Annotated in this window: 15 protein-coding genes; 5 read left to right on the top strand and 10 right to left on the bottom strand. The window is 32.0% G+C overall.

From position 1 onward, the window contains the following. Nucleotides 1-14 precede the first annotated feature (14 nt). Both lnt and FH779_RS02375 read right to left on the bottom strand, forming a co-directional pair. Complete coding sequence (gene lnt, locus FH779_RS02380) at nucleotides 15-1,670, bottom strand: apolipoprotein N-acyltransferase (protein ID WP_038337063.1); 1,656 nt, start codon at nucleotides 1,668-1,670, stop codon at nucleotides 15-17. 142 nt (nucleotides 1,671-1,812) lie between these two features. Then, entirely contained in the window at nucleotides 1,813-3,456 is a 1,644-nt protein-coding gene (locus FH779_RS02375; protein ID WP_180905917.1) for a M1 family metallopeptidase, read from the bottom strand. 645 nt (nucleotides 3,457-4,101) lie between these two features. On the opposite strand from FH779_RS02375, the gene FH779_RS02370 reads away from it, so the two are divergent. Beyond that, a complete protein-coding gene (locus FH779_RS02370; RefSeq protein ID WP_244958053.1) occupies nucleotides 4,102-4,398 on the top strand; it encodes a tRNA-binding protein in 297 nt (98 codons plus the stop codon). Between the two features lie 245 nt (nucleotides 4,399-4,643). Beyond that, nucleotides 4,644-6,545: a molecular chaperone DnaK gene (dnaK, locus tag FH779_RS02365; protein ID WP_038337059.1), complete on the top strand. Its 1,902-nt coding sequence runs from the start codon at nucleotides 4,644-4,646 to the stop codon at nucleotides 6,543-6,545. A 55-nt stretch (nucleotides 6,546-6,600) separates the two neighbouring features. On the opposite strand, the gene FH779_RS02360 is transcribed toward dnaK, so the two are convergent. Beyond that, nucleotides 6,601-7,524 carry a T9SS type A sorting domain-containing protein gene (locus tag FH779_RS02360; protein WP_180905916.1) on the bottom strand — a complete coding sequence of 308 codons (924 nt, stop codon included), beginning with the start codon at nucleotides 7,522-7,524 and terminating at the stop codon, nucleotides 6,601-6,603. A 162-nt stretch (nucleotides 7,525-7,686) separates the two neighbouring features. Here FH779_RS02360 and FH779_RS02355 point away from each other — a divergent pair, with 162 nt between their 5' ends. Continuing rightward, nucleotides 7,687-8,118, top strand: a complete 432-nt coding sequence (locus tag FH779_RS02355) for a hypothetical protein (protein ID WP_180905915.1) — start codon at nucleotides 7,687-7,689, stop codon at nucleotides 8,116-8,118. Nucleotides 8,119-8,176: 58 nt separating this feature from the next. Here the strand turns inward: FH779_RS02355 and FH779_RS02350 are convergent, their stop codons facing one another. Continuing rightward, entirely contained in the window at nucleotides 8,177-10,441 is a 2,265-nt protein-coding gene (locus FH779_RS02350; RefSeq protein ID WP_180905914.1) for an NADP-dependent malic enzyme, read from the bottom strand. Between the two features lie 206 nt (nucleotides 10,442-10,647). Between FH779_RS02350 and FH779_RS02345 the strand changes: the two genes are divergently transcribed. Next, nucleotides 10,648-11,292, top strand: a complete 645-nt coding sequence (locus FH779_RS02345; RefSeq protein WP_114999028.1) for a hypothetical protein — start codon at nucleotides 10,648-10,650, stop codon at nucleotides 11,290-11,292. Nucleotides 11,293-11,388: 96 nt separating this feature from the next. Here the strand turns inward: FH779_RS02345 and FH779_RS02340 are convergent, their stop codons facing one another. From FH779_RS02340 to FH779_RS02320, 5 genes are all read right to left on the bottom strand, one after another. After that, nucleotides 11,389-14,733, bottom strand: coding sequence for a T9SS type B sorting domain-containing protein (locus tag FH779_RS02340; protein WP_180905913.1), 3,345 nt, complete (start codon nucleotides 14,731-14,733; stop codon nucleotides 11,389-11,391). A gap of 73 nt (nucleotides 14,734-14,806) precedes the next feature. After that, on the bottom strand, nucleotides 14,807-16,102 hold the full coding sequence (locus tag FH779_RS02335; RefSeq protein WP_180905912.1) for a glycosyltransferase family 4 protein: 1,296 nt from the start codon (nucleotides 16,100-16,102) through the stop codon (nucleotides 14,807-14,809). A 7-nt stretch (nucleotides 16,103-16,109) separates the two neighbouring features. Continuing rightward, nucleotides 16,110-18,755 (bottom strand): YfhO family protein, encoded by a 2,646-nt coding sequence (locus tag FH779_RS02330; RefSeq protein WP_221627895.1) that lies wholly within the window; start codon nucleotides 18,753-18,755, stop codon nucleotides 16,110-16,112. Then, nucleotides 18,745-19,002 carry a hypothetical protein gene (locus FH779_RS02325; protein WP_114999023.1) on the bottom strand — a complete coding sequence of 86 codons (258 nt, stop codon included), beginning with the start codon at nucleotides 19,000-19,002 and terminating at the stop codon, nucleotides 18,745-18,747. The genes FH779_RS02330 and FH779_RS02325 overlap by 11 nt, the downstream gene beginning before the upstream one ends. Before the next feature lies 1 nt (nucleotide 19,003). After that, on the bottom strand, nucleotides 19,004-20,074 hold the full coding sequence (locus tag FH779_RS02320) for a DUF6263 family protein (RefSeq protein WP_244958007.1): 1,071 nt from the start codon (nucleotides 20,072-20,074) through the stop codon (nucleotides 19,004-19,006). A 361-nt stretch (nucleotides 20,075-20,435) separates the two neighbouring features. Between FH779_RS02320 and FH779_RS02315 the strand changes: the two genes are divergently transcribed. Beyond that, entirely contained in the window at nucleotides 20,436-22,829 is a 2,394-nt protein-coding gene (locus tag FH779_RS02315; protein ID WP_180905911.1) for a TonB-dependent receptor, read from the top strand. 340 nt (nucleotides 22,830-23,169) lie between these two features. On the opposite strand, the gene rplQ is transcribed toward FH779_RS02315, so the two are convergent. Beyond that, complete coding sequence (rplQ, locus tag FH779_RS02310) at nucleotides 23,170-23,643, bottom strand: 50S ribosomal protein L17 (RefSeq protein WP_038335555.1); 474 nt, start codon at nucleotides 23,641-23,643, stop codon at nucleotides 23,170-23,172. Between the last annotated feature and the right edge of the window lie 9 nt (nucleotides 23,644-23,652).

Below are 23,652 nucleotides of genomic sequence, written 5' to 3'. Positions count from 1 at the left end.
TTAGGTTATTAATTTTATATTTTTTTCTTATTTTGTTTATATAACAACTTCTGCGCAAGAGTATAAGCCAAGATAATTCCCATTACCAACAGCGCTATCCTCGCGATTACATCGCCATATTTTGTATAAAACGTTAATTCACTATTCATTAAAATTGTACCATTTAAGGCACCCTGCTCTCCATATGGTAAAGACTTCATTATATCTCCTCGCTGATTAACGAAAGCCGAAATACCTGAATTTGCAGATCTAACGATAGCGCGTCTATTTTCAATAGCTCTCAAATTACCATATAATAGTAATTGACGATGACCATCGGTAGAGCCCCACCAAGAATCGTTGGTCATTGTGAATATAACATTTGCGCCTTCTCTCACATATTCTGTCGTATAGTCTCCGTAAATAGATTCGTAACATATAACCGGAGCAACAGTAGCGTTGTTTGTTTTATTCTTGAAAACAGAACGATGAGGTTGAATCCCCAACGTTTTTGTTGTGCCGCCAAAGTTAAGCATAAATTCTCCAATAATTGGCATTAAAATGTTTCGATATGGAAAAATTTCTACTCCAGGTACTAATTTACTCTTATGATAAACTTCTATTGAATCGTTTCCACTTATCTGCAAAGCCGAATTATAAGCGTCGTACCACGTAATTCCATCTCTCATAACAGATGCCGTTTCCGATGCTAAAGATTGCATTGGATAAATTCGCATAATTGATGCTCCTGTTACAAAATGTAAATCTTTTTTAGTTTTTGTCCATTGCTGAATGTCTTGTATAATTAAATCATCATACATATTATCAAAAATCAAGGCAGATGATCCAGGTACGGCAGTTTCTGGTGCAACAACAAATTGAGTTTTTGGTTGAATATTTTTCAGTGCCAATTGTTTCAATTCGTCATAAATCTGCAAACCATCTTTCATATACTTTTCATTGTATGGATCAAGATCTGGCTGAAGAACTAACACATCAAGCGCTTTTCCTTTTTCTTCATAATTCGCATAAATAATATAAGAAATACCAATTGGAACAGCGATTAATAATCCCGCATAAATACCTAATTTGTTTAGATATCTCATTTCTTTCTTATTAATATAAGCCGTCAAATAATAGAATACCGTAATATTAACTAACCAAATCCAAAGTGCACCTCCAAAAGTTCCTGTATACTCATACCATTGCACCCATTCGTAATATTTTGCAAAACCATTTCCTAGGTTAAACCAAGGCCAAGTTAGTTCCCAATTCAAGGTTAGTTTGTCAAAACTCATCCAAATCGCAGGAAGAAAAACCAATCCATACAGATTACCAGCTTTTGTTTTGACAAAATGATACAACTGAAAAACAATTGACATAAACAAGGAATTTGCTACAACAGGAATTAAATAAGCGCTCCACGAATTGTGCAAATCTCCATTCGCGTCTGTTTCTTGTGCATAATGCAACCACCAAATTACAATCGCATTCCAAATAAAGAAAGCTAAAAACGAAAGTCCGAAAATTTTACGTCCTTTTTTCTTGAATTCAGCGCGTTGCGTAATTTGATGTTCTGCTAACATCAAGGGTACAAATCCTATAAATAATAACAATGGAAAGCCGTGCGATGGCCAACCTGCTGTTAATAATAATCCTGATAAGATTGCGTATGCAATATATTTTTTCATGTCACAAATTTATAATTTCATCATTCAATAACCGATGATATTTGTTTGGAATATTTTATAAATCATTTTGGATGAGAACATGAAACAAGTTCAGGTTGACTTTCCTTGTCATGTTGAACTCGTTTCAATATCTCATTCAGTTTTAATATATAATATGCGTATCGATATAATAATTTGGATTAATTGTTACATCAATCGCTTTTGTAATTGTTGAGTTATTAATTGTTTGCCAATTAGTCGTTGGATTGATGGTTACATCAGAATCTTTCAATCGCAAAGGCATTGCAAATCCATCCACAACATTTGTATAACGATATTCTACTTTATTTCCATTTTGTTTAAGTTCTAAAGTAGGTATTTTAACTGTTCTTAAATATTGATTGAAAAAAGCGTTCAAATTTAAACCAGAAAACTTCGCAATATAATTTTCAATTTGTTCTGTAGTTACAGTTTGATGATAAAATTCTTTGTTTAATCCACGCAACATTTGTCTGAATTTTTCATCATTATTCATCCAAGTTCTCAACGTGTGAATCATATTTGCACCTTTATAGTACATATCACCACTACCCTCTTGGTTTACGCCATACACGCCGATAATTGGAATATCATTTTGGATTGCCTTTCTCGTTCCACGCACATATTCGCTTGCCGCATCTTTTCCATAATAAGTTTCTGTGAACAAAGTTTCCGAATAAGCCGTAAACGCTTCGTGAATCCACATATCTGCCACATCCTTTTCGGTAATATTATTCCCAAACCATTCGTGACCAGCTTCATGAACGATGATAAAATCCCATTTCAATCCCCAGCCAGAACCTGATAAATCACGACCTAAATAACCATTCTCGAATTTATTTCCGTACGCAATTCCAGATTGATGCTCCATTCCTAAATGCGGAGCTTCTACAATCTTGAAAGAATCTTCGTAGAAAGCATAAGGTCCAAACCAATATTCAAAACTTTTCAACATCAATTTTGCTTGTTCAAACTGCAATTTTGCTTTATCTATATTATAATCTAACACATAATAATCTAAATCCAATTTACCTTTTTCGCCTTCGAAAGTATCTTTGAAATTGACATAATGTCCGATATAAGGAATGATATTATAATTATTAATTGGATTAACAACTTTCCATGTAGAAGTTGTTTTACCATTTTTCTCTTTTTTAGAAACTAATCGTCCATTACCAACTCCTACCAAATCTTTTGGTGTGATAATTTCCAATTCCATTCCATTATCTGGTTCATCGCCTAAATAATCTTTGTTCGGAAACCAAGCACTTGCACCCAAACCTTGCACGGCTACAGACATCCAATCTCGACCTTTTTCATCTTTCGCAAAAATCCAACCACCATCCCAAGGCGCTCTCACCGCAACACGAGGATTTCCGTTGTATTCTAATTCTAATTGATTCGACGTATTCTTGATATTTTTTCCGACATTAATAAAATAGACATTTCCATCACGTTTGAAATCAGAAATTTTCTTTCCATTCAATTTTACAGCCGAAACCATCATTGGATCTTGTAAATCTATCTGCAATAAATCTGATTGTTGAGGAGCAATTTTATCAAACGTAATTGTCGTTTTTCCTTTTATCGATTTTGACTGATAATCTGGTTCTACACTTACTTTATATTTTTTAACATCCCACCAATTTCGGAATTCATTATTCGTTCCGCGAAGCGAATCTTGTCGCGTAAACTCTTGTTTGTTATTAAGTACTTGTGCATTTGTTGTTATCGAGATCAAGCCAAGTAATAGTACTAATTTCTTCATAGTCATTTTTAAAACATATCAAAAATAAGATTATATATTTGATAAATAAGCCAAAAAGCTATGATTACAGAAAAATTTAAGGAAAGAATAAATTATTTAAAAAATAATCACTTAATCGTTGAAGCATTGTACGAAATTTTAGATGAATTGAAATTAAAACATAATGCTTTTACAGGTTTTACGTTTCGAGAAGAAATCGATCCAAAAGGTTTTTTATTGACTGCAGAAGGTGAAGAAAAAACAGGAATTACAATTCGTGTTCCGCGTAATATTCTTGATTTTGATTTAGTATTACTTTCCAATGTTTTGATGCACGAAATGGTACATGTTTTTCAGCGTTCGGGCGAAAATCAAATTGAATTGCGAGAAGAACGCGAATGGCAAGCGTATACAGAAATGATTTTTCATAAACAATTTCCAAACGTTCCTCCATTGACTAATTTTTACATCAAACAATTTGGCGAAAAAGCGTTGACGTATTATAACCGAATGCCAGATAACATGAAAACGAAATATGCGGACGAAAAAACGGATTTAGAAAAAATTCTACAAACAATTTACGACAAAGAAAATAAACCAAAAGAAGAACCAAAACCTGAAAATAATACTGAAACAATTTCTTGGCAAGATTTCGAAAAAGTTGATATGAGAATTGGAACAATTATCAGTGCAAATGATTTTCCGAAAGCAAGAAATCCTGCTTATCAATTAGAAATTGATTTTGGTCCGTTAGGAATCAAGAAAAGTTCGGCGCAAATTACGTCGCTTTATAGCAAAGAAGAATTGATTGGAAAACAAATAATGGCTGTAGTTAACTTCCCGAAAAAACAAATTGCCACTTTTATGAGCGAATGTCTCGTAATGGGTGTTTATGGAAATAATAACGATGTTATTCTTTTGAATCCCGAACGAAAAGTAGAAAACGGAAGTAAGATTGGGTAAGACTGAGATTAAGATAAAGTTTAAATATAATTTAACGCTGACATTTTATCAATCAATAAACTGACTTTTTTATCGATAAATAATCAAATCATTCATCATAATCTGACAACATGACATTTTAAAAATTGAGATGTCACCATTTTCTACGTTGGCACAAAGATTGACTATTCTGTTGTAGCATCATTTTTGATGATGTGTAAAAGTTTAAAATAAATCATTAATAATATAAAAAATAACTAAACAATATGAGCAAAATAATCGGAATCGACTTAGGTACAACGAACTCTTGTGTTTCTGTAATGGAAGGTAGCGAGCCAGTTGTAATTCCAAATGCAGAAGGTAAAAGAACTACTCCATCTATCGTAGCATTCGTAGAAGGAGGAGAAATTAAAGTTGGTGATTCAGCAAAACGTCAAGCTGTAACAAACCCAAAGAAAACGATTTATTCTATTAAACGTTTCATGGGAACTAAATTTAATAATGATGCAGATGAAATCGGTCGTGTTCCTTATTCAGTTGTAAAAGGAAACAATGATACGCCAGCAGTTGATATTGATGGACGTAACTATACTCCACAAGAAATCTCAGCAATGATTTTACAAAAAATGAAAAAAACTGCTGAAGATTATTTAGGACAAGAAGTATCAAGAGCGGTAATTACTGTACCAGCTTATTTTAACGATGCGCAACGTCAAGCAACTAAAGAAGCTGGTGAAATTGCAGGTCTTAAAGTAGAACGTATTATCAACGAGCCTACTGCTGCTGCATTAGCTTACGGATTAGACAAAGCAAATTCAGATAAAAAAATCGTTGTTTACGATTTAGGTGGTGGTACTTTTGACGTATCTATCCTAGAATTAGGTGACGGTGTATTCGAAGTATTATCTACAAACGGTGATACTCACTTAGGAGGTGATGATTTTGATGATGCAATCATCAATTGGTTAGCTTCTGAATTCCAAGCGAAAGAAGGTGTAGATTTGAAAAAAGACGCAATGGCTTTACAACGTTTACGTGAAGCTGCTGAAAAAGCTAAAATCGAATTATCTTCTTCTGCTCAAACAGAAATTAATTTACCATACGTTACAGCTAACGAAACAGGACCAAAACACTTAGTAGAAACTTTAACTCGTTCTAAATTTGATCAGTTAACAGAAGATTTAGTACGTCGTTCTATGGAGCCTTGTAAAAAAGCGTTATCTGATGCAGGTTTATCAATCAACGATATCGACGAAGTTATCTTAGTTGGTGGATCTACACGTATGCCAAAAATCCAAGAAGAAGTAGAAAAATTCTTCGGTAAAAAACCATCTAAAGGAGTTAATCCAGACGAGGTTGTTGCAATTGGTGCAGCTATCCAAGGAGGTGTATTAACAGGTGATGTAAAAGACGTATTATTATTAGACGTTACACCATTATCTTTAGGTATCGAAACTTTAGGAGGAGTATTCACAAAATTAATCGAAGCGAATACAACAATTCCAACTAAAAAATCTGAGGTTTTCTCAACTGCAGTTGACAATCAACCAGCAGTAACATTAAGAATTGGTCAAGGAGAGCGTCCATTATTCAACGATAACAAAGAAATCGGACGTTTTGACTTAGTAGATATTCCACCAGCACAAAGAGGTGTTCCTCAAATCGAAGTAACATTTGATATTGATGCGAATGGTATCTTGAGTGTATCTGCAAAAGATAAAGGAACTGGAAAAGAGCAATCAATCAAAATTGAAGCTTCATCTGGATTATCTGATGCTGATATCGAAAGAATGAAAAAAGAAGCACAAGAAAATGCTGCAAAAGACGAAGAAGCAAAACAAAAAATTGAAAAAGTAAATGCTGCTGACGCGTTAATTTTCCAAACGGAAAAACAATTGACTGAGTACGGAGATAAAATTCCTGCTGACAAAAAACAACCAATTGAAGAAGCTTTAGCTGAGGTTAAATCTGCTCACGCTGCTCAAGACGTTGCTGCAATTGATGCTTCTATGGAAAAATTAAACACAGCTTGGAATGCTGCTTCACAAGAAATTTATGCTGCAATGAACGAAGGTCAACAAGGTGGTGCGCAAGCTCAACCAGGTGCTGATCAAGGTCAAGCAAATAATGATGGTGTTGAAGACGTAGACTTCGAAGAAGTTAAATAATAGAATTTCATTTATCAAATAAGGAAAGCCTCGCATTGCGAGGCTTTTTTTGTGTTTATTTTTTAATAATTTTTCTTGTCATTGTTTTTCCATCTTTCATATAGATTTTCACAAAATATATTCCCGATTTTAAAGATGATGTATTCATTTCTTTTAAAGATTTATCAGTTTTCAAAACAATTTGACCAACAGTATTAGAAACCTCAACTGCTGAAATCTGATCATAAAAATTCGTATCGAATGTTAAAACATCTTGCACAGGATTTGGATAAACTTTGAATTCTTTCTGATTAACTTGATTCACTGCTAAATCATCTGTACTGAATTTAAAATTATCATAATAAGCATCTCCGCCATAATTATTATGAAGCATTGTAAAACCATGAACATCTAATTTCGTAAAATTATCACCTGTGTAAACTAATTTATCATTTAGATAATACTTAATCTGATTCTCTGTAACTTCAATTTTAAAATTATTCCATTTATTAATTAGCCAACCTTCTGCTGCATCAGCATAATCGAAACCATAATCAATATTTTTTGTAATATACAAATATCCCCTATTCTCCATTCCAAGACCAGCAACTGGATAAAACTCATCTGTAGCCGAATTAACTGTAAATAACGTAAATTCAAAATCGGCTCCATTTCGTTTTGTTACAAAAGCATCAAATGAAATTGTAAAATTTTTATAATCAACCGGTTTATCAAACATTTTGGTAACGCCCATTACTGGAAACCATTGATCACCAAAATCAATCTGATCTCCATTCTTGAAAGAATAAACTCCTTCACTTGCTTGTTCATCAGAAACAAGTTGATTATTTAAAATTTTTCCGTTTCCCTCCGCAACATCCCAACCATTTTGAGTATGGATATTTCCTAATATAAATCCTTCTTTGGCTTCAAAAGATGTGTTCTTCTGCGCAAATGATAATGTACTTGCAGTAAGTAATAAAATGTAAATCTTCTTCATATTAATTCAATTAAGTTTACAATATATTAAAATAATTCTTAATTGAGTTTTAATCCTCATTACAATAAATACATTTTACAGATGTTATAATTATTCGTAAATATTATTTATCATTACGCAACCTATTTTATTTTTATTCATCTTTTTAAAAATTAATCTACTATGAAAAAATTACTTTTTTTAACTTTCGTCTTTTCATTTATACTATTTTCTTGTAACGATGATAGCGATTGTTTTACACCTCCAGAGCCTATTGTAATGGAATTTGTAAATTCAAAAGGAGAAAATTTAATACAAAATGGAACATTAACAAAAGAACATTTTCATTTCTTACAAATTGCGGGCGATACTAAAATCGGAACTTCTTTTGAAATTAATCATGAAAGTAGAGTTATTTTAAATAAACCTGGATGGATAGTAGGTTCTACAACCTATGAAGCTTTAGTATTAACAAAAGAAATTAAATTCTTTAATTTTACTGTTAATGCTTCTAAATTATCCGGAAAATGTGGAGGAAATAAAATAGATAATGTTTCATTTGAAGATATTGAAGCTCATTCTCAAAACGGAATTTATCAAATAGTCGTTGAATAAAATAAAAAAATCCACTTAAATAATTTAAGTGGATTTTTTGTATTCTAAACGTTATATTTTACTGATGTTGTTGTGCATCAATTACAGCAATAGTAACCATATTCACAATTTCGCGAACAGTACTATCCAATTGTAACAAATGGATTGGTTTTTTCATTCCGATCAAAATTGGTCCAACCGCTTCTATATTTCCTAATTCTTGTAATAATTTGTACGAAATATTCGCTGATTCAAGATTTGGAAAAACTAACGTATTCGCATGCGTTCCTGCTAATTTAGAAAACGGAAAATTACTTTGTAATTTCTCTTTATTCACTGCGAAATTTGCCTGAATATCACCATCAACAATAATTTCTGGATGATTTTTATGTAAATAATTTACCGCATTCTGAACTTTAGAAACCGTTTCTCCTTTATTTGATCCGAAGTTTGAATAAGACAACAACGCAATCTTTGGTTCAATTTTAAACTTCTTTATCGTTTCGTTAAATTGCAATGTAATGTTGACCAAATCCTCTGAAGTCGGATCTAAATTAACCGTTGTATCACCTAAGAAAACTGGTCCTTTTTCTGTCAACATCATATACATACTCGCAACTTTTTGACCTTGTTCCGCTCCGATTAATTCTAAAGCTGGACGAATCGCTTGCGAATAATTTTTCGTCATTCCCGAAATCATTGCATCTGCATAACCAAACTCAACCATACATGATCCAAAATAATTACGATCTCTCAATAACTTTTTCGCATCAGACTTCGAGATTCCTTTTCGTTGACGTTTCGAATAAATAAAATCAACGAATTGATTGTATCTATCCGAATCTTCTTCGGCGTTTGTATCAACAATTTCAACATCTTCCAAATCCAACATATAATCTTTAATCATTTGTTGAATTTTATTTTTCTTTCCTAAAATAATTGGAATAGCGATTTTTTCTTCCTTTACAATTTGCGCTGCACGAAGAATTTCGAAACGATCTCCTTCAGCAAAAACAACACGTTTTGGATTTGATTTCGCCGTTTGTGTCAAATTACGCATAATCGTACTTTCTTTTCCGATTCGCTTAATCAAAGACAATTTATATGCTTCGAAATCTGTAATCACATTTTTTGCAACTCCTGTTTCGATTGCTGCTTTTGCTACTGCAGCCGAAACCTCTGGTAACAAACGTGGATCGTTAGGTTTTGGAATAATATAATCTTTCCCGAATTTGATTGAATGATTATTGTAAGCTTGCGTTACCACTTCTGGAACTGGTTCTTTCGCCAATTCTGCAATTGCACGAACAGCAGCAATTTTCATTTCTTCATTAATTGTCGTCGAACGAACATCTAACGCTCCTCTAAAAATATACGGAAACCCAAGTACATTGTTCACCTGATTTGGATAATCAGAACGCCCAGTTCCCATAATAATATCTTGACGCATCGCAACTGCTAAATCGTATGCTATCTCTGGATTTGGATTTGCCATTGCCAACACAATTGGATTTTCTGCCATTGTATTCAACATATCTGCTGACAAAACATCTGCCGCTGATAAACCGATAAAAACATCCGCATCTTTCACAGCATCTGTCAATGTCGAAATATCACGATCTGTTGCCCATTCTGCTTTAGAAGGATCAAGATTATCTCTGTCCGAACGAATAACACCTTTACTATCCAACATCACGATATTCTCTTTCGTTGCTCCTACAGAAATATACATTCCTGTACACGAAATTGCCGCAGCACCAGCTCCGTTCACTACAATTTTGACTTTAGAAATATCTTTTCCTTGTAATTCACATGCATTAATCAACGCAGCACCAGAAATAATAGCTGTTCCGTGTTGATCGTCGTGCATAACTGGAATATTCATTTCAGCTTTCAAACGTTTCTCAATTTCGAAACATTCAGGCGCTTTGATATCCTCTAAATTGATTCCTCCAAAAGTTGGCTCTAAAGCTTTTACCGTATTGATAAATTCATCAACATTTTTTGTATCCAATTCGATATCGAAAACATCAATATCAGCAAAAATTTTGAATAGAAGACCTTTACCTTCCATAACCGGTTTTGAAGCTACTGCACCTATATCTCCCAAACCTAAAACGGCTGTTCCATTACTAATTACAGCAACCAAATTTCCTTTTGCTGTGTACTTATAAGCATTTTCTGGATCTTTTTCAATCTCTAAACAAGGCTCCGCAACACCTGGCGAATAAGCAAGCGATAAATCACGTTGCGTATTCGTAGGTTTTGTAGGCACAACTGCAATCTTTCCTGGTTGACCCATCGAATGGTAATTCAATGCATCTTTCTTACGATTGTCATTCATTTCTCTGTGGTTTATATTTTTTCAAAATAAATTTAGGCAAAATATATTCAACCCACTTATGACAGATGTTAGATTTTTAAAATTTTAGAAAAATTTTTATCAACTTATACTATTTGGCGAATTTATATTGTGATATTTTTATTTTTTATAAGAATTATATATATTGTATATAAGTATTAAACGATATTTTTACAAAATTTTCAAAAATGGATAAAATCAAATTTATTCCTTTAATAGAACCTCCTATTTTGAAAGACAATCAAAATGGAAAAATTCTGCAAGAAATTTCATTCAACAATTCTATTGAATGGGATAGTTATCAAAAAAATCAAATTGATAAAATTTATACTAACTTTCCTCAACCTATTCAGTCTGGAATTTATCAATACAATCTTTTGAAAATATCATTAGCAAATATGGAGAAAATTATAAACCTACATCTTGCTGATACTAAAATAGTAGATTCCATTTCACTTTTTGGTGGATATGCAATTTCAATTAATAATAAAATTGAATTATTCCCACAATGTTGTGGATTGTTAGAAGAAATTCAGCTTTGGAAAAATATTTTAAACAAAAATTTCTCTAACTTTTATCTAACAGAATGCCATCCAAGTCCTTTAATAACAAAATCTAAAAACGAAATTGTTATAATTTGTGATGATGAAAATGAATCATTTATACCAATCAATACAAATAAAGAAATAAGAATAGATTATAATCAAACAAAAAAAGCTTTTATAGTCTTACTAAATGAGTTAGAAGCTTATTCTAATAAGCTAAACAACTTGTCTCATAAATTTGAAATAGATAATTTATCTGATATTATTATCTGGGGTGAAAAGAGCTAAAAGAGATGTTATTGGAAACATAACTTAAATTATTAATTTATAAATAATAAATCCCACTTTTCACAATGTAGAAAGTGGGATTTTACTTCAAAAAAATTATTTATTTTTAACTGTTATATAGCCTGTAATAATTTCTTTATCATTCAATTTTATTCTGTACCAATAACTATCAGAAGGAACTGTAAAACCATTCTTTTTACCATCCCAAATATATTCATCATTCACAACTTCATCTTTTATAATTGCTCCATATCGATCAAAGATTTGAACAATTGCATTTTTGTAACCTAAAAATTGTGCTCTCCAACTATCATTATAACCATCATTATTAGGTGAAATAAAATTAGGAATTAAGTTTACAAAAAAATCTTTTGTTACTGGAGTACAATTATCAGCCGAAATTACATAAACAGTATAATTTCCTTCTTTTAAAGGTTCAAAGACATTCGAACTTTGCCAATCTACACCATTTAATGAGTATTTATATGGTGGTGTTCCTCCTTCTACAATGATTTCTGCACGTCCATTGACAGTTTTTATCATTACAATATTTGGTAATTGAAAATGAGAAACATTAACATTGTGAACATATGGACATCCCTCTTTTGAAAGAAGTTCTACCCAATAATCTCCAACCCCAACCTCAATCGTCTGTGTTGTTTCACCTGTACTCCATTTATAATCTAAATAATTATCTCCTGCATCTAAAATAGTTTTGGTATTAGGACATATTTTCACATCTTTTAGCGTTGATGAGTATTCCGGAACAGATACAAAAGTATTAATAACAGCAATAGAAAAACATAAACCTGCTTTTTCAAATCTCACATAAAAAGTTTTATTTCTATTTACAACTTGATTAGAATTAATTGAATTTATGTTATTCTCAGCGTCATCGAAGGTTTCAAAAAACTTATAATCGTAATTATAATCATTAACAAAATTTACTAAAACATAATCATTCAAATTGAATGTATAAACTCCATCAAAATCGTTATCACAAACATCTACATCTAAAACTTCTTGATTAAGTTTTACTTTTTCACCGAATTTAAATTCTAAAGTAATAATTTCTGGTTGACAACCTTTCAATGTCTCAATTCTTACGTACACTTTTGTATCAGCAGTAAATATATTTTGAGATGAAATTGTATTCGTATTTCCGTCTAAAGCATCTTGCTCATTTAAATAATATTTTACTGTAAACAATTCTCGGTTAGAAAAAATTTGTCGGATAATTTCATCAAGTTTAATATTCATTTTGCTTCCACAATATGTAGTTTGATATTTAGTTAAATCAATCTGTGGAAAAGGAAAAAACTCTAATTGTATTTCGGCAATTTCTTTACATCCTGTTTTATTTTTGACAACTACATAAACTTTCTTATTTGTAGATTCATAATGCTCAAAATCTATTATTTCATTCACTTCATTTTCTGCATCTTCTTTCGTAGGATAATAATTTTTTGTCACATCTGGATCAGAAGTTACATTTGCATCAGATAGATCAAAAATACCTTTACCATTTACATTACACGCATAGACCGTTGCATTATTAACAATGAGTTCATTAATCAAAATTTTAACTGTTACAATCTCACTATCCTCAAATTTATCAGATCCATAAATTATATATTTGAATTCATCATAACCTTTTTGCCCTTTATTTGGCGTATAAGTAATAATACCTTTTACAGTGTTAATTGTAACGACTCCTTTTGAAGGATTTTCTACTATCTTGGTTTCATTGAAATTAATCGTTTGGGCAGATTTTGTAAATTTTGGAGTAATATGAATTGGAGCAACTCCACATGTTTCAAATTCTAATTCTGATTCATCAGGACAAGTTCTTAATTTATATTCGTCTTTTAATGGCGGACAAGTACCTATTGTAACTTCTACCGAATAATTTCCTAATCTTGTTGGTTTAAAAGTTACTTCGGTTGCTCCTGGAATAGCAACCCCATCCTCAAACCATTGATATGTTTCGTATATATCTGGTGTTACTGTTAATGTTACATCAGGAAAACATCCTTCTGCTACGATTTTTGGTTTTGTTGGTAATCCTGCAAAAAAACCCCCATATCCAGCAGCATCACTTCCAGCTGTAATTCCTCCTGTAATTGCTTTATCTGATTTGATCGTAATATTTCCTTTAACATCAGGTATTCCATATGTCACCCAATCTGTAGTACCTGTCAAATTAAAAGGACCATAATTTGAATTGGGAACTGAACCATTTACAGTAACTACAGCTCCTTTTTCAGTAATCAAATTAAGTTTTGTGGGTATTTTAGTTATTCCTCCTTGATTATTATTCGTGTAAAGAATTGGATTTTCATCGATCAAACCTATTTCATCAATTGATTTTGGTAGAAAACAATTAAGTGCTGGAATAAAATTCATTCCGCCTGTTGCTTCTGTTGATGCATTTTCTGATCCAGCTAATAATTGATAAACATAGGCTTTCTCAGTTGTTTGAATAAATAAATTATAATGATCTTTCCCTTGATTAATATATTTGTAATCTTTAACTACAAAATACTCACCTTCATTTATAGTAACTAATGGAACTGATTCATTATTGACATAAATCTCTGTATTATCTTTAGTCGCGACCACTATTGCTCCTTCCATATTTTGTCCAACAGCTCCATTTCCTTTTACTAATACGAAATCTTTTCCCAATTGTTGAACTGGAACATTTTGATCCATTAATATATCTGATGCATTTGGATAATAACCAGCATATTGTCCATTAAAATTACCATTTGTTACAGATATAGGTTTGTCTGATTCAATTTTAGCACCAATAAAACCTTCATAATTCACTTGATAATTTCCGCCACCTTCAATAATATAGGATTCACCTTTATTCAAAGTAATATTGAACTCGCTCCTTTTTACTCCATCACTAAAAATAATATTAGGATTGAAATTTGAAATTTTCACAACAGTGTTATCCTCTGTAGCTAAAACACTTGTCATAAAGTTCAAAATATCATTGTACGTTGTTATAGGAGCCATAACTGTATAAAACAAATCTCCTATTCCAGCTCTACCTTTAGAAGTAATAATTTCTGCATGATTGGCAACAGAAAATCTAAGATTCGCAAAATAAGCGTAATCTGCTTCTAAATACAATCCCATCTTAACGGGTTTATATAAATCAGCCACATCTGAAGTAATTATCAAGTTTCGTGGGATTACAAAATAACCAGGATTTCCTTTACTTATTGTTACATTACCTACAACCAAATTATTGTTATAGATTTTAACCTCAAAAGGCGTTGTTCTATTCGTAGATAAATATATTCTTTGACTTGGATATGGATTTCCAGTTCTATCAACCATTGGAGCAAACCAATGTTTTGTATCAAGTTGTGCAAAAGATTGGATTATGTTAAAAAATAAAAATATAATAAGTAAATATCTCTTCATTGATTATCATTTAATAATTATATAATCCTTAAACAGAAATATTTACTATATATTGTTAGAACATAACATTTTATTATGATAATCCTCTTACCACTTCAACCAATTTCTTCGTTAAATTTTTACGGTTGAATTGTTGAACTTCGGCTTCGTTGGTTTCAAATTTTTGGTTTGGATTTCTCAACCATTGATTGTAAATCGAAAGAATGTATGTTTTGATTTCATTGACTTGTTGATGAGAAAAATAATCGCCCGCTTTTGTTTTTTGAAGTATTTTTTTGACATCAGCATCCGCTGGACCAACCGCTAAAATTGGATTTCCAGTTGCCATATATTCGAATAATTTCCCTGGAATAATTCCTTTCGAAGCAACATTATCAAAATTTGTTAACAACAGAATATTTGCAGAATTAATCGCATGTAACGATTCTTGGTGCGAAACATATCCGTGAACAATCAAGTTATTTTGTAAACCTTGTTCAAGAATTGTTTGTTTAACATCATCAGCCAAAGAACCATAAAAATTAAGTTTAAAATCTTCTCGAAATGATTGATTTTCGTTGCTAATTTCGGCTAAAGCTTTCCACAAAGCAATTGGATTTCGAAGCATTTCCAAACCTCCAGAATACATCAAATGAAAGTGATTTTGATCTTTTTCTGTTTGTTGTTTTACTTCTTCAAAACCATTTGTGATTACTTCTACATGTTTTGCGCCAATCTTCTTAAAATTCTCTCCATCAGCATAACTAGTTGCTAAAACAACATCTGCTTTTTGCATCACTTCACGCTCTAAATCTTCGTGTTTTTTAGCTGCCCAAGAAGTTAATTTCAATTCTTTATGATAACTAATTTGCGTCCAAGGATCACGAAAATCTGCCAACCATTTGAGATTTGGTAATTGTTTTTTCAATTTCAAACCGATTAAATGTAAACTATGAGGCGGACCAGAAGTTACAATCGTATCAATATTTTCTTTCTGTAAAAAGTCTTTCAAATATTCCGCAGAAGGATTTACCCAAAACTTGCGCGCATCTGGAATAAAGAAATTTCCACGCACAAAAACCGACAATCTCGACATGAAAGATTGATTTTCTTTCTTCTCAAAATGTCCACCTTTGTAAGCTTTATTTTTTGGATTCAGTTTTTCTGCCAACTGATAAGGTTCCCAAATTTTATTCTTGACGATTTTAACTTTTGGATTAATGTCCTTCGCTAAAGTTTCGTCGAGAATTGGATAAGAAGGATTTTCTGGAATATAAACGTAGGTTTCATATCCAAATTCAGGAAGATATTTTGTGAATTTCAACCATCTTTGAACACCAGGACCTCCCGCAGGAGGCCAGTAATAGGTGATGATTAATATTTTTTTCATTCTAAAATTAAGCCTTTTCAGCGGCTAAGTTTAAATTCTCTTTTGTAGAACATTTTTTATATCCCAAATAAATACCTCCAGCCACAACGATTAAAAGTAAAATATTCGAAACAATCACAATCATATTTCCAGTAGAAATAACTTGTGGTTTAAATTCCATCACGATTGTGTGATTTCCTTTCTGTACAGGAACTGCACGCAAAACATAATTCGCTTTTTCGATCGGAACTTCTTTTCCATCAACCGTTGCAATCCAACCGTGCGGATAATAAACTTCTGAGAAAACAGCAATTTGATCTGCGTTAGAAGAAGATTTATACGTCATTTTCATCGGTGAATAATCAACCAATTCAATTTTAGAATTAGCATCTGCCGAAACATTTAAGTTTTTATTCTCAACCAAATCTTTACGTAAAATAACCGTATGATCAACTGGTGTAGAATTTATCGCTAAAATTTCATCATTTGCATTTTCTGTCCATTTAATATTTGAGGCTAACCACGCACTTCCCAAAGCTGTAGGATTTTGCTGTACTTGCGGCTCCGTTGGACTTCCATGAATAATGTATTTCGTATTCATCATATTCAATACATTAATCAAACCTGTTTCATCTTTGATTCCATATTTTTTCAATTGCGGATCTTGAGAAAAATAGATATCCACAACATCTTGGTATTTTCCTAATTTCGCCGCATGATAACCACCAATTGAAGGAACAAAATATGAAGTTCCAGCTTCATTAAATGTACTCAAAACCGTATTGTACACACGGAAATGTGATTTATCTTGTTTTGAAATATTTAATAATAAATTATTCAATGGAACTTTGTAAGCAATTTGCGCTACATTATTGTTGTTCTCTGCTTCAGTTTGTAAACGAGGCGACATTTCAGTTGGGAAAGGATTATCAACAATGTATTTAGATACAAAATTATCTTCGTTCAAATATCTTTTATTCACCGTAAATCCGTCAATAAAAGCCAATGCACCAATCGCTAAAATGACGATAATTGGTTTTTTGATAAACTTGAATAAATAAGCCAACAACAAAGCCATTGTGAACAAAACAAAAATCAATGTGCGAACTGTATCCGCTTTAAACATAGAAATTCTATCTTGAATTAATGCTTCATCTAATCGTTTTATTAATCCATCCCAAAGTCCGATTGCATTTGGATTTGCTTGCTGAATTTGTCCGATTAATTGTTCAGTCATTAATTTTTCATTCTCTGATGTAAATGGAAAAATCATTCCACCGAATAAGAAGAAAATAATTAGAATTCCGACTGTAGAACCACCAGCTATATAAAGTACTTTCTTTTTGAATTCATCTGATTCGTCAGAATTAAAGAAATAATATAAAGTCAAAATTGCTAAGAAAGGCATTGTAAATTCGGCAATCACCAAGATTGATGATACGGCACGGAATTTATCGTACATAGGGAAATAGTCGATGAATAAGTTGGTAACGAAAGGTAAATTTTTACCCCAAGCTAAAATGAAACTTAAAATCGTTGCTCCAACTAACCATTTTTTATAGGTTACGTATTTTCCACGCACCATAAACATTCCGATAATAAACAAGAAAACAACTACAGCTCCCTGATAAGCGGGTCCAGAAGTTCCTGGCTGATCTCCCCAATATGTACTTCTAGGCTGACTTGCCACAGCTTGAAAAACCTGCTGATTGAACTCATCTTCACCAAGGCTATACTGTGCATTTTGTAATTCGGATGTATAATTCTTTAAATCTTCTGGATTCGTTTGCGAACCACCTCCCATCAAATTTGGAATAAAAAGATTTAGTGTTTCTAATTTCCCATAACTCCATTGTGTGATATAATCGTGATCTAATCCATTCGAATTCTTTTTCAACAACGTCATTTCAGACTTTCCACGTGTCGTTTCTTTACTGTATTCGTAAGTTGACAATAATCGATTTGCATTCAATCCTGCTGCAATAATTACAGCGACAATTACTAATGCAGATGATTTTAAGAAATCTGGTAATTCTTTTTTCTTTAAACTATCGATGAATTGAACGATTACAAAAACCAACATCGCTAAAAACAAATAGAACGTCATTTGAATGTGATTGGCTTGTAATTGCAATCCCATAAACAAGGTTGTGAGTACAAAACCTGCAATGTATTTTTTGCGATACAATAGAAGAATTCCGGCAACCAAAGGCGCGAAATACCCAATTGTATGTAGCTTTCCGTTATGTCCGGCTGCAATTAATTCGAAATAATACGAACCAAATGCAAAGAAAATTGCACCGACTAAAGCGTATTGCCACTTTTTGAAAAGCGTTAAGCCAAGTATAAAAAATCCTGTAAATAACAAGAAAATGTAATCTGCGGGACGCGGTAAAAATCTGAATGCGCCATCAATGGTTTTGATGATATCAAAACTATATTTCGCACCAGTTTGATAGGTTGGCATTCCACCAAACATCGCATCAGACCAATAGACATTTTCGCCTGTTTTGTCTTGATACGTTAACATTTCTTGCGCACTACCTTTGTAGTTGATAATATCAGGCTGAATAACAGATTTTCCCGATAAAACTGGTGAACAATACACCAATGCAATCACTACAAAAAGCAGCAATGAGATAAGAACGTAGAGTAAATTCTTTTTATTTTTCATCCTTTTTTTCTTCGATTATTTCGTAATCCACCGTTTCGGCGTCTATATTATATTTCGGTTTGTCGAAAGATGTGTTTGGTTTCGATTCGTTATACGAATCATTTGAGTTTTGGCTTTCATTATAAGCGTTTCTTTGCTGATTAATTGCTTCTTGAAAAACTTTTTTTACAGCAAATACTTTTCTTAAAAATCTAAAAATAGTTAAGAAAATAATACTTAAAACTAGAACCCAAAGAATTGTTTTCATTTTAGTTAACTGTTGTGACAGTTGTAACCGACTCAGTCATCGTTTGTTTTTGACCTTGCGCTTCCACTGTACGTTTTAATGTTTCCTTTTTCGTTAAATTAACTTTGTTGATCCAACCAGATTTAGTATCCAACAAAATTTTTCCATCTACATTCGCACTACTATTCGCAGACATTGTAACACCTTGTTGCGACTCATTACCTTTCAAACTTTGCGTTCCATTTACAGTAATTGTCGTATTTACAGGCTCAACACTTGCTAAAGTTCTCTTCATTGAAATATTTCCTTTCATTGGACCTTGGTCAATTTTTTGACTATCGCTCCAAGATTCTTTAAGCGCTAAAGTTTTGTTAGGGAAAATATTCATTGTTTCTTCAAATTGAGAAGAAATTGCTTGTTTGTTTAATGAATTATCAATAATCTGCGTAAAGAATTTGAACTCTTCTGCAGAAACTTGTTTCTTCACAGAATTAAGAATTGAAGTTTTGATTCCTTCTAATCCATCAACGCTTACAACTTTTCCTTTCTGATCAACTTTCATTGTATACGTTTTCCCTGTCATCGCTTTGTAAATCGACCAAGAAACCGCAATATCTTTGTTCGCAGGTTTCGCAGCATTTGTATCATACGAAATTGATTTTCCAGATGGATCTGTCATTTTCTCGCTATATTGTTTAGATTTCACTTCTAATGTATACACACCATCTTTGAAATCTTTTACCGTATAATCAATTTGTTTTTTACTTTCGCTTGACATTTTCTGAGATTCTTTCCCATCCGAAGCCGTGTGAGTTGTTTTAATTCCCAACGTCATTGGATAAGTCTTTCCTATCTCTAAATTGTATTTGTATGCATATTTGTCATCTGCACCTTTTGTTATTGCTACAACTTCTGGCTCAGCAGGCTTTTCAGCGACTTTCAAAGAATCTGTTGTTTCCGTTTTGGCAACTGTATCACCTTTTTCGTTCACAATTAATTCTTTTCCGTCTTTATCTTTTCCTACGACTTTATCATCTTTTTTACATGAAACAACTGCCATTGCGACAGCCATCATGAATAGTAATTTTTTCATATCAATTTTATGTTTGATAATTGGTTTATTGCCAAAATCAATCCAAAAATAAGGATTTTAGTTGATTTTTTAACATTAAGATTTTAAAACAATCATATCTAGAAAATTAGATAAATGAAAAGAATCTTAGTTTAAGAAAATTTAGATTTTATTAACAATTTGACAAATAATCTGACTCATTTTATCAAAAAACAAATCATTCAAACAAAAAAATAAATTTTCAAATAAATTAAAAATACATATACGCTTGATTTTAAATTACTTATATGTTATTATTAATTAATCTAAATAAGTTTGAATAATTCTTTCAAAAGTTTACATTTGTCGAAATTATTTTTATCTAATCTAAATAAAATATAGAATGAAAATTAAATTAAAACTACTGTTACTTTTTCTGCTAACTTCTATTTGCACATTTGCGCAAAACTACGGAATCGTAGAAGGAAAAATTGTTTCATCTGATGGATATCCAGTTTCCGGAATTACAATCAAAATTGGGAAATCCACAAATACTACAATTACAGATGAAAATGGAGAATTTCGTTTCGAGAAATTTCCAGAGGGTCAACATTCTATAACTTTAGAAGGGGAAGGACTAAAAAAACAAACAAAATCTATTGAAGTTCACATAAATGAAGTAAGCGAAATTTCATTTACATTGAACGAAAACATTACTACACTTAGCGAAGTTGTCATTAAAATAGTTGAATCTCCGAATAAAAAACAAGAAAGTATTTTATCTGGTTTGAATGTAAAAGGAATTGATTTACCGCAAAGTTTCCAGATTATTGACAATCAAGTTATAGAACAACAACAATCAATAAAACTGAGTGATGTTGTGAAAAACGTCAATGGTGTTTATGTTGGTTCTGCGCGTGGAGCGGCTCAAGAATCATTTTGGTCACGAGGTTATGATATGTCGAGCAATAACATGTTCAAAAATGGATTCAGATTCAATAATGGGTCAATTCCAGAAGTTTCATCTTTAGAAAGAGTTGAAGTTTTGAAAGGTGGAGCGGCTTTACTTTATGGTAATGTTGCACCAGGTGGAATTTTGAATATGGTTACAAAAAAACCAAAGTTTAATTTTGGTGGAGAAATCAGTATGCAAGCGGGAAGTAATGCTTTTTACAAACCATCTTTAGATATTTATGGACCAATCAATAATAGTATTGCGTATCGTTTTACTGGATCTTACGAAAATTCTGAGAGTTTTAGAAATGATGTAAAAAGAGAACGTTTTTATGTTAACCCATCTTTTTTATTCAAAATTACAGATAAAACTGAACTTGTTTTGCAAGCAGATTATTTAAATGATGATTGGACGCCAGATTTTGGAACGGCAATTATTGGAAAAGAAATTGTTGATTTACCTAGAAGTATGTATTTAGGCGCAACTTGGTCTAATGGTAAAACGAAACAAGCCAGTACAAGTGCTTTGGTTAAGCATAATTTCAACAAAGATTGGCAGCTTAATTTCAATAGCTCTTTTCAACAATATGATAGAGAATCAAAAGGAACGGAACGTATTCAACCAGATGCAAAAGGAAATTGGTCAAGACCATTAGGTCAAAACAAAAACCAAGAACAATTGTACGGTGAGCAACTTAATTTACAAGGAAATTTCAATACAGGAAAAATAAAACATCAGTTATTAACAGGTGTTGATTTTGATTATTCTAGTAGTAAAGCTTTCACTTATGTATTTGATCAAAAGAATTATGGAAGTGGAAATATATTTGACTTTGAAAATTTTGATCAAGGAGGTGCAATTCCAATGGCAAAAAACACAAAAATAGCTTCAACTAAAACAGGACGTTTTGGAGTTTATTTTCAAGATTTAATTTCTTTGACTGATCAATTAAAAGTATTGGCTGGTTTGCGTTGGTCTTGGCAAGAAGCTCAAGTGACAACAAGAGATTTAACGAAAACTCCCGTTGATGTAAAAAAAGATGGAAAACGTGTTGATGAAGCATTTTCGCCAAAAGTTGGTATCGTTTTTCAACCAATCAAAGATATGGCGATTTTTGCTAGTTACTCAAATTCATTCACACCAAACTCTGGTACAACAGTAGATTTAAAAGCAATCAAACCATCAATTATCGATCAATATGAAGTTGGTATCAAAAATGATTTCTTTAGAGGATTGTTATCTACAAATGTTACTTTGTATCAAATCAAAAATAATAATTTAGCTCAAACAGCAGAATTTAAAGCTGATGGAACGCCAAACACAGATTCAACAATAAAAGTGCTTAGTGGCGCTACAAAAAGTAAAGGAATCGAAGTTGATGTAACTGCACATCCAATTATTGGATTGAATATTATGGCCGGATATAGCTACAATGATATGCGCTATACAAAAACATCTGGTTTGAAAGGTAGTTTTGTAGAAGGTGATCGATTAACAAGAACTCCTGCAAATACTGCAAACTTAAGTTTTCATTACACATTGCAAAATGGAGCATTGAAAGGCTTTTCTATCGGTGCGCTCGCAAACTATATTGGTAAACGTATTGGAGGTTGGAATAACCAAATTGATCCTTCTCAACCAAATGGAATTTTGGATAGAGAAATTCCATTATCAGCTTACACAACGATTGATGTATCGGCTGGCTACAAATGGAAAAACTTTTCATTATTATGTAGATTATCTAATATTACAAATGAGTTGAATTACAATGTTCACGAAAATTATAGTGTAAACCCAATTGCTCCAAGACAATTGATGACTACATTAAGATATAAGTTTTAATCAACTTAAAACGGACAAATATCAAAGCCACTCTTCAGAGTGGCTTTTTTTTTATAGATCCTCGACAAGCCCGGAAAGACAAACTGAAAACAAAACACCCATCATCCTCTCAAGAAAATGATATTCTGAAACGAGTTTAGAGTGACAAGAGAAACTCTAATTTATCAATACATAAAAATATTATTCAAAATAAATCAACTAATAATGTAGAAAGTAGCTTGAGTGAATAATAAACGTATTTTCAAGCTAAATGAGCTATTCAAAATAAATAATCTTGTAAGATAAAATCCACAAAAAAGCCTCCCAATTTGGGAGGCTTTTTACTATATAATCGAATAGATTATGCTTCTTCTGTACTTTCAGTTTCAGCAGCTGGTGCAGCTTCTTCTGTTTTAGTACTTTTTTTACTACGACGTGTAGTTGCTTTTTTCTCTACTTTCGCGTTAGTGTAGATATCATTGAAATCTACTAACTCGATCATTGCAGTATCAGCACCGTCACCTAAACGGAATCCAGTTTTGATGATACGAGTGTATCCTCCTGGACGATTTGCAATTTTAGGAGCTACAGTTCTGAATAATTCAGTTACAGCTTCTTTATCTTGTAAGTATGAAAATACAACGCGACGGTTGTTAGTATCGTCTGTTTTAGACTTTGTCAATAAAGGCTCAACATATGTTTGTAATGCTTTAGCCTTTGCTACTGTTGTGTTAATTCTCTTGTGAGTAATCAACGCTATAGCTAAATTAGATAATAAAGCTCTTCTATGAGAGGCAGTTCTACCTAAATGGTTAAATTTTTTTCCGTGTCTCATTTTTTAATA

It is taken from the genome of Empedobacter falsenii (assembly GCF_013488205.1).
Lineage (GTDB): Bacteria > Bacteroidota > Bacteroidia > Flavobacteriales > Weeksellaceae > Empedobacter > Empedobacter falsenii_C.
This window is presented reverse-complemented; position numbering and strand designations above follow the sequence as displayed.

Excerpts from the sequence above, each read along its gene's own strand:
- lnt (WP_038337063.1), bottom strand. The coding sequence starts at position 1,670 with ATGAAAAAATATATTGCATACGCAATCTTATCAGGATTATTATTAACA.
- FH779_RS02375 (WP_180905917.1), bottom strand. The coding sequence starts at position 3,456 with ATGAAGAAATTAGTACTATTACTTGGCTTGATCTCGATAACAACAAAT.
- FH779_RS02370 (WP_244958053.1), top strand. The coding sequence starts at position 4,102 with ATGAGAATTGGAACAATTATCAGTGCAAATGATTTTCCGAAAGCAAGA.
- dnaK (WP_038337059.1), top strand. The coding sequence starts at position 4,644 with ATGAGCAAAATAATCGGAATCGACTTAGGTACAACGAACTCTTGTGTT.
- FH779_RS02360 (WP_180905916.1), bottom strand. The coding sequence starts at position 7,524 with ATGAAGAAGATTTACATTTTATTACTTACTGCAAGTACATTATCATTT.
- FH779_RS02355 (WP_180905915.1), top strand. The coding sequence starts at position 7,687 with ATGAAAAAATTACTTTTTTTAACTTTCGTCTTTTCATTTATACTATTT.
- FH779_RS02350 (WP_180905914.1), bottom strand. The coding sequence starts at position 10,441 with ATGAATGACAATCGTAAGAAAGATGCATTGAATTACCATTCGATGGGT.
- FH779_RS02345 (WP_114999028.1), top strand. The coding sequence starts at position 10,648 with ATGGATAAAATCAAATTTATTCCTTTAATAGAACCTCCTATTTTGAAA.
- FH779_RS02340 (WP_180905913.1), bottom strand. The coding sequence starts at position 14,733 with ATGAAGAGATATTTACTTATTATATTTTTATTTTTTAACATAATCCAA.
- FH779_RS02335 (WP_180905912.1), bottom strand. The coding sequence starts at position 16,102 with ATGAAAAAAATATTAATCATCACCTATTACTGGCCTCCTGCGGGAGGT.
- FH779_RS02330 (WP_221627895.1), bottom strand. The coding sequence starts at position 18,755 with ATGAAAAATAAAAAGAATTTACTCTACGTTCTTATCTCATTGCTGCTT.
- FH779_RS02325 (WP_114999023.1), bottom strand. The coding sequence starts at position 19,002 with ATGAAAACAATTCTTTGGGTTCTAGTTTTAAGTATTATTTTCTTAACT.
- FH779_RS02320 (WP_244958007.1), bottom strand. The coding sequence starts at position 20,074 with ATGAAAAAATTACTATTCATGATGGCTGTCGCAATGGCAGTTGTTTCA.
- FH779_RS02315 (WP_180905911.1), top strand. The coding sequence starts at position 20,436 with ATGAAAATTAAATTAAAACTACTGTTACTTTTTCTGCTAACTTCTATT.
- rplQ (WP_038335555.1), bottom strand. The coding sequence starts at position 23,643 with ATGAGACACGGAAAAAAATTTAACCATTTAGGTAGAACTGCCTCTCAT.